Annotated in this window: 12 protein-coding genes; all 12 read right to left on the reverse strand. The window is 54.0% G+C overall.

Going from position 1 to position 10784, the window contains the following annotated elements:
- Positions 1-22 precede the first annotated feature (22 nt).
- Positions 23-1711: a glycoside hydrolase family 32 protein gene (locus FQK12_RS22750; RefSeq protein ID WP_014227410.1), complete on the reverse strand. Its 1689-nt coding sequence runs from the start codon at positions 1709-1711 to the stop codon at positions 23-25.
- Positions 1695-3116: a glycoside-pentoside-hexuronide (GPH):cation symporter gene (locus FQK12_RS22755; RefSeq protein ID WP_014837032.1), complete on the reverse strand. Its 1422-nt coding sequence runs from the start codon at positions 3114-3116 to the stop codon at positions 1695-1697. The genes FQK12_RS22750 and FQK12_RS22755 overlap by 17 nt, the downstream gene beginning before the upstream one ends.
- Before the next feature lie 70 nt (positions 3117-3186).
- Positions 3187-4197, reverse strand: coding sequence for a LacI family DNA-binding transcriptional regulator (locus tag FQK12_RS22760; protein ID WP_014227408.1), 1011 nt, complete (start codon positions 4195-4197; stop codon positions 3187-3189).
- Between the two features lie 328 nt (positions 4198-4525).
- Positions 4526-5107 (reverse strand): helix-turn-helix transcriptional regulator, encoded by a 582-nt coding sequence (locus tag FQK12_RS22765; RefSeq protein WP_032693292.1) that lies wholly within the window; start codon positions 5105-5107, stop codon positions 4526-4528.
- Between the two features lie 29 nt (positions 5108-5136).
- Positions 5137-5409, reverse strand: a complete 273-nt coding sequence (locus tag FQK12_RS22770) for a YceK/YidQ family lipoprotein (protein WP_014227406.1) — start codon at positions 5407-5409, stop codon at positions 5137-5139.
- Between the two features lie 13 nt (positions 5410-5422).
- Complete coding sequence (gene mscS / locus FQK12_RS22775) at positions 5423-6280, reverse strand: small-conductance mechanosensitive channel MscS (RefSeq protein WP_014227405.1); 858 nt, start codon at positions 6278-6280, stop codon at positions 5423-5425.
- A gap of 197 nt (positions 6281-6477) precedes the next feature.
- A complete protein-coding gene (locus tag FQK12_RS22780; protein WP_014227404.1) occupies positions 6478-6768 on the reverse strand; it encodes a hypothetical protein in 291 nt (96 codons plus the stop codon).
- 170 nt (positions 6769-6938) lie between these two features.
- Positions 6939-8663, reverse strand: coding sequence for a PglL family O-oligosaccharyltransferase (locus FQK12_RS22785; protein WP_014227403.1), 1725 nt, complete (start codon positions 8661-8663; stop codon positions 6939-6941).
- 1 nt (position 8664) lies between these two features.
- A complete protein-coding gene (locus tag FQK12_RS22790) occupies positions 8665-9360 on the reverse strand; it encodes a molecular chaperone (protein ID WP_014227402.1) in 696 nt (231 codons plus the stop codon).
- Positions 9361-9367: 7 nt separating this feature from the next.
- Entirely contained in the window at positions 9368-9883 is a 516-nt protein-coding gene (locus FQK12_RS22795) for a fimbrial protein (RefSeq protein WP_014227401.1), read from the reverse strand.
- Positions 9883-10425 (reverse strand): fimbrial protein, encoded by a 543-nt coding sequence (locus FQK12_RS22800; protein WP_014227400.1) that lies wholly within the window; start codon positions 10423-10425, stop codon positions 9883-9885. Before FQK12_RS22800 ends, FQK12_RS22795 begins: the two co-directional genes overlap by 1 nt.
- A gap of 9 nt (positions 10426-10434) precedes the next feature.
- The coding region (locus FQK12_RS22805; RefSeq protein ID WP_186711211.1) for a fimbrial protein at positions 10435-10784 on the reverse strand (350 nt) is incomplete at its 5' end.

Genomic DNA, 10784 nt, shown 5'->3' on the forward strand with positions numbered 1-10784 from the left:
CAACGCTTAAATTTGACTTTGCTTATTCCTGCGAATACGTCGAGCGATATTGCGTAAGCTGTGCCGGCGCGCCGGAGAGCTGGATCCGGGTGAGCTGACTGCATGAGTAATAGCGTCGCGTACCGCATACGCTGCCCTGATTTGCGAAGACCTCAACAATCCCGGCATCAAAACACAGCGTGACGTCGCTGACGCTGGCTACCGGCGCGCGGTAACGCCCATCGTCCCGGCCTTTTTCATATAGCGTCAGATTTTTACCCTCCTGTTCGAGGATGATTTGCTGGCCGCTATCGCCCGTTAACGTCAAACGGAAACCACCGGCAGGCATAAAGGTTACAATGCCGGCTTTACAGCCTTTCTCATTAACCCAGATATCACCGTCATCCAGCGCATGGCGGCTGACGACCAATGATTCCGGCGGCAGCTCCGGCATCATGCATAGCCGCTGCTGCGCATTGAGATGAAAGCGACGCGGGAGCGACATTTCCCCCGAGTAAGCGGAATCCACCGGTTTCTGCGTCGCCCAGTTATATAACCAGGCAAAGCCGATTCTTCGGTCGTCCTCGCCCCAGGTTTGCAGGGCGTAGAAATCCGTACCGAAATCTAAAGTCTGTAGCGGCTGCTCGGACGGCGTGAAATAACCGTTCCGGAAAGTACCGGTCTGGGCAAAAAGCAAATTATGCCGCCCGGTTGTCGGCTCCTTGTAGCCAACGACGCCGATAATTAATACCCATACGCCATCCAGGCAGAAGAAATCCGGGCATTCGACGCAGCGACCGCCGTTTTCGCGAAAATAGCCGGGAGCGACATACAGCACATGATGGAACGTCCAGCGTTCACTATCCGCAGAGTGAAAGAGCAGCATCGCCGGATCGCCGTTTACCGAGGCGCCGAGGATCATATAAAAGGTGGCATCGGCCTCTTCGTACCACACTTTTGGATCGCGGAAATCGCAGTCCACGCCCGCAGGCAGGTCGGTTAAGACGGTTTTCACCCATTCCGGCTTATCGTAGTCGTCGTGCGCAACGGCCATTTTCTGCACTTCCCGGTAGCCGCGATACAGATCGTAAGCCGGGAGCCGTTCGGTATACCAGAAGCGGGTTTTTCCTTGTTTATCAATATACGCGCTGCCGGAAAACGCGCCGCCCGTCGCGCCCAGCGCGGAAAGATTCTGCTCCGGCTGGAGGAAAACCGGATAATGCCGCCAGTGATACAGATCGCGGCTCACAGCATGATTCCAGTGCATGGGGCCCCATTGGCTGGAGTGCGGATGATACTGGTAAAACAGATGCCACTCGCCGTTCTTGTAGTGCAGCCCGTTAGGGTCGTTCATCCAGCCGGTACGCGGCGAGAAATGCAATGCCGGGCGCAGCGGCTCCCGCAGATACTCGTCAGCAATATCCTGACCGCTCATCAGGCGCAAATCCTGCCCGGCTGTCGCGATAAAGGTGACGCCGCGCGCGCGCAGTGAATCCGGATGCCAGGTGTAACAAAGCGATATCTCGCTATATTCCGGCAGCCACTCCAGGGTGGCAACGCCGTCCTGAAACGAGGTCCAGGTAAAATACTGGAAGTAGCGCGGCGCCTCCTGAATCTTAAATACAACCTGACCGTTCACGCGAATAGAAAACAGGGGTTGCGCCGCCGGTTCGGACGCTTTCAGCCACAAATCAATGCGCTGACCTTGTTTAATATTAAATGACAGGGACATCCTGAACCTCCTGTGGTTGACCGCGACCTTTTTCCAGCTCACGTTTTGCAAGATCCGTTTTGATTTTCTCAAGGAACGCGTTATTCAGCTTGAAGTAGCGCACCAGATACGCGCTGATGAAATAACTCACCATCGGCAGCAGTGAGAACATCATGATAATGCCTTGAATGGTCTGCGAATTTTGCTGCGGCTCATTCGCGACATAGCCGGTAAACGCCAGAATCCAGGCGACGATAGCGCCGGCGACCGCCAGCCCCATTTTGAGCATAAACAGGTTTCCCGCGAAGGAGATGCCGGTCAGGCGTTTACCAAATTTCCAGTCACCGTAGTCATCGACATCGGACATCATCGCCCACAAAATGGGACCAGACTGAATTAAATGCAGAACGTTAATAATGATGAATAGCGTCATCAGCGGGGTCAGGGATTGCGGATCAACAAACCACAGCGCAAATGAGAGAATGCCGAGAATAATATTAATAATGCGGAACAGCGCCAGCTTATCAAAGCGATCGGTCAGCGGTTTGGCAAGCACGCTGCCCAGCATATTACAGGCCACGCCCAGCGCCATAAAGAAGGTAATAAATCCGACCGACTCTTTCATGACGTAAGTAGCATAATAGATAGTGACGCCGCCGCGGATAAATGCCGGGAAAACGTTCAGGAAGGTAATAGTGATCATCAAGAGCCACTGATCGTTTTTGATAATATCCCGCAGGTCTTTCTTCAACGACTCGTTTTGCTTAACCGATACCACCCGCTCTTTAATGCTGGAAAAGCAGAACAGGAACATCAGCGTTGCCGCACCGCCCATAATGATCATGGTTAGCTGGAAACCGGACGCACGATCGCCGTTACCCAGCCAGTCCGTTAACGGCAGAATAGAGGAGGAGATAATTAATGTTGCCAGGCCATTAAGGAAAAAGCGCCACGACAGGCAGCCCATGCGCTCTTTCTGATTGAGCGTAATGACGCCGCCGACCGAGCAATAGGGAATATTAATCGCGGTATAAATCAGCGACATGACCAGATAGGTAACCCAGGCATAGATAATCTTGCCGTTCATGCTGAGCTCTGGGGTCGTGAACATCAGTACCGCGCCCAGACCAAACGGAAACGCCATCCATAATAACCATGGGCGGAATTTACCCCAGCGCGAGACGGTGCGGTCGCAGATGGCCCCCATCAGCGGATCGCTAAAAGCGTCAAAGATGCGGATAACCAGGAATAATGTGCCCACCACCCCGGCGTTCAGGCCATATACATCGGTATAAAACCACGTCAGATAGAGCGCCAGTACGCTCCATATCATTCCTGAACCAGCGTCACCCATGCCGTAGCCGATCTTCTCCCTCAGCCCCAGCTTTTCATAAGCGCTTGGCTTTTCCATTGCGGTAGCAGACATAAATATACCTATTTTTTGTTAAAAGGAGCCCATGGCGCAAATTGTCGCGCCATTTCTAAACATAAATCCCTTACAGGGAAGTAATATTAATTTTTACGCTGCTCTCACGGATAATTAACCGCGAGACAATTTCGTGCATTTCAATACTGTCCGGCTGCTGTTGATGTTTCACCATCTGAAACGCGAGGTGAGCAATTTCATTTACCGGCTGTGCAACGCTGGTGATTTTTTTAGTTTGCGCCAGCAGGGTATTATCAAAGCTGGCAATCGCAATATCTTCAGGAACGGAGATGCTCTTTTCTTTTAGCCCATCGATAATATAGTTTGCCGCAATATCGTTATACACTAACAGACATGTACAGGTTCGCGTCGGCTCGCTGAGTTTCTCGATAATGTCATCAAGAATACTAATATGGCCTGATATCTTTTCACCCTCGCCTTTGGCTATCCAGAACGAATTATCTTTCGCAAGCTTTAAACCGTGACTCGCTATTTTTTTGCTGTACGACGAGACCTTGCGGCTATCCACCCCTTCCTGGGCAACAAAGCCAAATGAAAGATGGCCCGTATGAATAAAATGTTCCGCAATACTTTCCGCCCCCCGATCCTGGTTAATCGATACGGAATTAAAGAACCGGGACACCTGGGTGACAACGGCGACCGGGATCCGGGTAATGCTTAACCATTCTGAAAGTTCGGCTTCAGCTTCTGTCGGCACCCATAGCAAGCTGTCAATGCCCATCCCTACTAAGGTCTGAATAATATGTTTATCCTGCTGCGGCTGGTTCTGATGCGTTTTAACGATCACCGATTTGCCGATATACCGGGCCTCTTCTTCTACCGTCGCCAACAGTTCGCAGAAGTGAGGATTCACCAGATTAGGCAAAACCACACCAATCAGCCCTGAACATTTCCCGCTAAGCTGAAACGAACTCTTGCTGGGGACATAGCAGAGGTAATCCATCGCATCACGCACCGCCTGCCGCGTTTCCGGCACGACGCTGGGATGATTGTTGAGCACTCGCGATACGGTCGCCGTCGAGACCCCCGCTCTTTTCGCTACGTCTTTAATGGATGCCATGATGATTGAATACGCCCCCTAACACTGGCGCTCACTATAAATGGCGAGCGCGGTTGAAAATGTAAGCCAGTTCACATGTTGCTTTGTTACATGGAATCACGTTTAGCCTTCGCAATTTCATAGCCCTATTATGGGTTTTTATTAAAACCAGGCGAGAATATATTACGAGCACCATCAACAGGAAAGCAGAATACAGGAAGGGAGAATAAGAGATTATGCTATTGCTGCGGGATGGCGTTGGCTGGCGCGATAAATACGCAGCATGCGGGGATCCGCGGATGGTCTATGCACGCCCGGCCACGGCAGCCTGCTACGCCGTACGCGACCATTAGCGTTTAAATTGTAGAATTAAAGATGACATGCTGGGCGCGCCGAGTTTTTTCAGCGCTTTGATTTTATGCGTGCTCACGGTTTTAATCGTAATACCCAGTGATTTCCCTATGTGATGATACTGCTTTCCGCAGCACAGCATTCTGATCACTTGATACTCTTTATGGGTCAGCAGGGTCTCCCAGCGGGAGATATAATTATTTCGCTGATAGCCCCTCAGTATTAATTTCAAATATTCCCATATTTCATCTTCAGTTGAGGAAACATGATAGCGCGCATAATGCGGCAAATCAGAAAGATTGCTCCAGAATGAGCGAAAAACAAACACGGCGATGTCTCTGGCCTGCCTTTTTAGATAATCGCCAAAAACAAACGCATCGTAGATGTTCTCTCCTTCACCAAACGTTTCCATTAGCACGCCGGAGAGCGTAACGCTCTCCATTAATGCTTTTAAGGACTTCAGGTCGTGACAAAAGTGCAGCTGAATAGCGGGCATCGCCTTTTGTTCATGCAGGCTATTCAGCCCCAGGCAGAAATAACGATTTGGAGACATTACGGCCACATGTAAAATAGAACTCATAATGAATAAACACCATCTTATAATATATTTTATTTTGCAGAGTGAATTAACCAAGGGCCGTGGAAATAATCAACCGGCAGCATCAGCGTATCACCAATAAACGACAGCGGCGTATCCAGGGTCCATAATGTGCCCTGAAGATAATTATAATCATACTCGCTGTCACCGCGGATCACCGCGATATCCGTTTTAACCCCTGGATACCACGTTTCGCCCTCCGCCAGAGTGGTTCTTCCCATGACGCTGCCGCAGCCCGTCAGCAGAAAACAGACAGCCATACAACCCATCACTTTCGGATTCATATCATCTCAGCCATCAGGATAACGTTGGTACGGTGCCGGCCACGCGAATATCCATCTGCGGATAAGGAATCGTAATATGATGTTCGTCCAGCGCCTCTTTAATATTCTCCAGCAGATCGTAATAGGTATCCCAGTAATGGGTGTTTTTCACCCACACGCGCACGGTAAAATTAAGTGACGAGGCGCCAAGTTCGGCCAGACGAACGGTGGTGTCACGCTGCCGATCGATGCGTCTGTCAGCATCGATGACCGCCAGAATAACGCGCTTCACTTCCGCAATCCGGCTATCGTAGCCGACGCTAATCATCAAATCGATACGCCGAAATGGATGGCGCGAATAGTTAACGATGCTGTCGGCGATAATTTTGCCGTTCGGGATCACCACGTCTTTATTATCCGCGGTGAGCAAGGTGGTAGAAAATATATGTACGGATTCCACCACTCCGGTAATGGCGCCGATCTGCACCAGGTTTCCGGCCCGGAAAGGACGTAGCGTGACTAGCAGTACGCCAGCGGCAAAGTTTGATAGCGATCCCTGCAGCGCAAGCCCCACCGCCAGCCCCGCCGCGCCGATAACCGCAATAATTGAGGACGTTTCTATGCCTAAGCGGCCAAGCGCGGCGATGGCCGCAAACGCCAGCGTGATATAGCGTACCAGGGCGGCAAAGAAATGGATAACGGTAATATCTACCCTGCGCCGCAGAAGTATTTTCTCGATACCTTTAGATAATAAGGTTGAGACAACCCGGCCGATAAAAAAGAGAATACAAGCGGCAATCACGTTCCAGCCATACTGAAGAATTGTATCGCCATGCCCTTTTAACCACTCCAGCGAAGAAGCGATCTGCGGAAATAAAACCACCTTAGCCATATATTATTTCTTTTCTGCGTAAAACATATGAGGAATAGTATAGAGGAATATGTGGTGATTCAATAAATTCGCAGCGATAAAGTGGTCGTAGATTGTAAGAATAATAAAATTATGTAATTTCTTGCTAACATCTTAATTTTCTGACGAGATAAATATCTTCAACCCAATGAGCTGAAGATATTTAAATGTCATTAAACTTAATAGTAATTAATCGTTAACTGTTCAAGCTGCTTTTGTTTATCAAGAAATGTTTTTTGCACCACCGCATTACTGACATCCAGCGAAACGCTGCTGACGTGCGCCGCGGAATAATGAGAAATGGTCTTATCGCGATAACAGAATAATTCATTTTGGCCGGGCGTGTTCCAGCATCCCGACTCCACAACCGTGCCAATGAAGCGGACTTTTCCGGTATGGCCGGCGTAGCAAAAAGAAGAAGTGCAGGCGAGAAGTAAAGCCGCTGCGGCAGTGCATTGACGTGCGTCCATGGGGTAACACTCCTGTGTTGGGCATTTTTGAAATCAATTTCAAACCACAGGAGATAATTACACTGCTAATTATATTCAATCAATATTTTTTCAGCCCCGACCGGCAATATACGTAAAAAGGCTCAGCTGCCTCTGCGACGCTGAGCCCGGGATCATAACAGGCATCGTGGCTACGATGAAAAACGCCGGTCCTCAGGATAGAGCCGCCGGGCCTCCTCGCGCAAAGCCCGGGCGTTTTGCTGTTGCCCAAGATACCGCTCGACGTTAATAAGATTGTTGTACATATCGGCGTCGTTCCACACCGCAATCCAGCGCCTGCCGAGCTGGTTGAAAGCCTCCAGATCCTCCACGTTAGCGCTCGACTGATAGCGGATGATATAGCTGAGCGCCCGATCTTTACGCAGCCTTTCGCTGCCGATGCCGATGTCATGCAGCCGCAGTACGCGGCTGGCAAAACGCTGCGGCGACTGCTGAAAAGCGGTCAGATAGTGTCCCTGCCAGAAGGCGCAGCCGGTGAGCAGCGCGCCGTAGCAGGCCAGGATCATCAGCGCGCAGGGCACCGGCCGCGTGGAGGGCGCGGTGAATGCGGACAGCGGCGCCTGTTCGCCGGTCGGACAGCGATCGGCCAGGTTGACCAGGATAAGAACGAGCAACCAGTGTACCGGCGATTGATACAGCGGATACTCCAGCTGCGTGTGCAGCAAAATGGGCATCAGGCAGGCCAGCAGCGCCAGCTGCCGTACGCCGGGGCGGCGCAGCAGTAGCCTGAATCCGCTAACCCCCAGCACCAGCAGCCCGAGCAGGGCGACCGCTCCGCCCTCGACCCACCAGAACAGCAGGTCATTATGCGGATAGGTTAACCCCGGGACCCGGCGGGACAACGGCGGGACGCTATCGGCCACGAAATGGGCAAAGGACCAGGCGTATCCCCCGTAGCCCCAGCCGACGATCGGATGCTGCAGTATCATTTTCCAGGTCTGCTGCAGAATAAAAACCCGCTCAAGATTCGAGCCGTCATGTTCATGCAGGGCGTTGAGTAACGAGACCGATAGCAGGGCAAGCCCCAGCAGCACACCGGCCACCGGCGCCAGTACGACACGCCAGCGTGCCCCGCGCGCGGCGGAGCGGCGTAACGGCGAGAAGCAAAAAATGGTCACCATCATCAGCCAGCAGACCACGCCGCCCAGCCATCCGGTGCGGGATTTCAGCAGGGTCAGCGTGGCGTAGAGCAGCCCGAGCCCGAGCGCGCTTCCCCACTGACGATATCTCTCCCTCGCGACGCTGCGGCAGACAAAGCGGGCATCGGCCGCCAGCCACAGCAGCACCGCGGCGCCGGTGGCAATAAAGGAGCCGGTGACGTTGCGTTGCAGAAAAACGCCGATCGCGAACTGACCGGCCTGGCGCTGCGCCGCCTGCGCCGGCAGCGGCAGCCACGCCGGATGACCGATACCCACCAGCGCATAGACCGCCTGAATCAGGGTGGCGGCGACGATCAGCCATAGTACGGTCTGCTGCTGACGCGGCGTGAGCCGACAGTTCAGCAGCAGATAATAAAACGCCACGCCCGCCCACAGGCCCGCCAGGCGCGGGAAGGCGTCCAGCCGCCAGTCGGCGGAGGGGCTCCAGAGCAGGGGCAGCGTCAGCAGTAACGCCGCCAGCGCCATGCCGCGCAGGAACGGGCTGCTGCGTAGCCTCTGATGCCGCAAAAACCAGGCGCAGCCGACCATCGCGACCAGCAGCACGCACCAGACCAGCAGCGGTTCCGGTAAATCAGCGCCGCTGCCGCCGGTGCTGGGCAGGACAATATGCATAACGCCAAGCAGGATCAGCGCCAGCATCATAAGGAGCCAGCGGGAGGCCGCCGTTACCGGCGCCTCCCCGAGTTTTGTTTGCATCTTATTGCCCCTTCCTGGCCTGCACATCGGGCGAAATATGCATGGCCGGCATGGCCCTACCATAGTCGTTAAGGGTCTGCCACTGCAGCGCGCAGCCGCCCTGCGCCGGACACCACGCCACCGAGCGGCTGGAAAGCGGCGCGACCATCCCGGCCCCGGCGATACTCTGGCCGTTGGCCTGCATATTCAGCAGCGTGACGTAAAACGGCGTCGGGTTCTGCACCGTTACCGTTTTACCCTCGCGCCGCCAGGTCAGCTGGCGATAAGCCTGCTGTGAATCCCCTTGTACGCCTTTCGGGCGATAGAACAGCTTCATGCGGCTGCGCACCGCAATCTGCAGGGTATTCTGCTGCTGACTGTCGGCCTGAGGGATATTGGCCACCGTGACCCAAAACAGACTTTCGCGGTCCGCCGGCAGCTGGCCGCTGGTGTACATCACGCGAATTTCATTTTCTTTATGGCCGTTTAGCGCAAAGACCGGCGGCGTCGCCACAAAAGGCACCGCCGCCTGCGGGTCGCCATCGGCAACAATTTTGCTCAGAATCAAGTAGCGCGAGGGCGATTGATTGATCACCCGGAACGATATCGACGGCTTACCCTCATTATAAATAAAGCGGGTCCCCCCGATCACCACGCCCGCCTGCGCCTGAAGGGATAAGGCGCTGAGCGCCAGCAGTACAGCGATTTTTCTCAACATGGACAGGCTACTGATAGGTCAGGCTAAAGGTGGTCGTGGCGTCAACGCTGCCGGCGGTAACCGGGCTGCTCGTCGCTACCATCTCACCGTAAAAGGTGAGGTTCTGGCTGGTTTGCTGCGGGTCGAGCGTATACTGGCGGCTGGTGCTGTTCAGCGGCACCAGCGTACGCTGGCTGTCTAAGATCGCCACCCCGACGCCCGCGGCGCTGCCCGCCTGGCTGGTTAACGCCAGCAGGGCGCTGTTGGTCGTATCCGCCTCGCCGGTAAAGGTTAATGAGACCGCCGACGCCGCGCTGCCGCAGTTTTCCAGCCCGATGGTGAACGCCACCGGCTGGGAGGCGCTGCCGGCCGCGGTAAACTGTTTCGCCGCAATGTCGCCCAGGGTCACCTGCTGGTTCGCGGTATCGGTGGTCACGGTACAGGTGTTTCCCTGGATCGTGCCGGTAATGTTTACGGTGCCGTCGTGGGCCAGCGCTGAGCAGGACAAGCAGGATAGCGATAACAGCAGGATCGTCTTTTTCATTATTGATAGCTCACATCAAAATAGAGTACCGAAGAGGCGTTGCCGGGCGTAACCGGCACCGCGGTAGCTTTATAGCGCAGGCGAAACGTCAGATCGTTATTTCCCTGGGTAATCGGGTATCCGTTATCGGTACTGTTAATCGCAATGGTGTTCATACTGCTGTCCAGCAGCTCAATCGCCACGCCGCTGGCCATTCCGCCGCCGCCGGAGGTATCGGAGAGGGCTAACAGCGATGGGTCGCTGCCGTCCGACGTGCCGCTGAACGCCACCGTCGACTGGCTGATCGCCGAGGTGCAGTTATTTAATTTGATATCAAACTGCTTCCACTCCGAGGTATCGCCGACGCTTTGAAATATCCCGGCGCTGAAATCGCCGATATGGATAGTCTGGTTCTGGCTGGCGGTGTCGATATCGCAGCTTTCCGCGACGATAGTGCCGGTCATATCCAGCTCGACCTGGCCGCTATCAATATCATCGGCGCTTGCGCTATGCACGCCCGCGAAGGTCATCAACAGGGGGAAGAATAGTGTTGCCGGTTTCATCTTTTTTCCTCAGGCAAAGTCAACGCGAATATAGGCCGTCGCCGAAAAGGTTCCCTCTGCCGGGGCGTTTCCGGTGGTGCTAATCGGCGCGGCGTGAAAGGTCACCGTCGCCTGCAGATTGTCATCCAGCTGGAACGGGAGCAGACCGCTGTTCGGCTCAATCACCTTGCCGCTGTTATCGGTAATCTGCACACCGACATCGTCGTTGCTGGTCTTAATCGCCGCCGGTTCATCCGCCGAAGCTTCCGCCAGGAAGCGAACCGTCAAATTAGCATTGGCCTCTATGCCATTACATTTAATCGGTACCGAAATTGTTTTTGGCGTATAGCCAGTGGGCATCTGGCCCTTGTTTTTAAATT

Origin of the sequence: Klebsiella sp. ME-303 (genome assembly GCF_007910085.1) — a bacterium.
Taxonomy (GTDB): Bacteria; Pseudomonadota; Gammaproteobacteria; order Enterobacterales; family Enterobacteriaceae; genus Klebsiella; species Klebsiella michiganensis.

Excerpts from the sequence above, each read along its gene's own strand:
- FQK12_RS22765 (WP_032693292.1), bottom strand. The coding sequence starts at position 5,107 with ATGAGTTCTATTTTACATGTGGCCGTAATGTCTCCAAATCGTTATTTC.
- FQK12_RS22800 (WP_014227400.1), bottom strand. The coding sequence starts at position 10,425 with ATGAAACCGGCAACACTATTCTTCCCCCTGTTGATGACCTTCGCGGGC.
- FQK12_RS22755 (WP_014837032.1), bottom strand. The coding sequence starts at position 3,116 with ATGTCTGCTACCGCAATGGAAAAGCCAAGCGCTTATGAAAAGCTGGGG.
- FQK12_RS22780 (WP_014227404.1), bottom strand. The coding sequence starts at position 6,768 with ATGGACGCACGTCAATGCACTGCCGCAGCGGCTTTACTTCTCGCCTGC.
- FQK12_RS22795 (WP_014227401.1), bottom strand. The coding sequence starts at position 9,883 with ATGAAAAAGACGATCCTGCTGTTATCGCTATCCTGCTTGTCCTGCTCA.
- FQK12_RS22790 (WP_014227402.1), bottom strand. The coding sequence starts at position 9,360 with ATGTTGAGAAAAATCGCTGTACTGCTGGCGCTCAGCGCCTTATCCCTT.
- mscS (WP_014227405.1), bottom strand. The coding sequence starts at position 6,280 with ATGGCTAAGGTGGTTTTATTTCCGCAGATCGCTTCTTCGCTGGAGTGG.
- FQK12_RS22785 (WP_014227403.1), bottom strand. The coding sequence starts at position 8,663 with ATGCAAACAAAACTCGGGGAGGCGCCGGTAACGGCGGCCTCCCGCTGG.
- FQK12_RS22750 (WP_014227410.1), bottom strand. The coding sequence starts at position 1,711 with ATGTCCCTGTCATTTAATATTAAACAAGGTCAGCGCATTGATTTGTGG.
- FQK12_RS22770 (WP_014227406.1), bottom strand. The coding sequence starts at position 5,409 with ATGAATCCGAAAGTGATGGGTTGTATGGCTGTCTGTTTTCTGCTGACG.
- FQK12_RS22760 (WP_014227408.1), bottom strand. The coding sequence starts at position 4,197 with ATGGCATCCATTAAAGACGTAGCGAAAAGAGCGGGGGTCTCGACGGCG.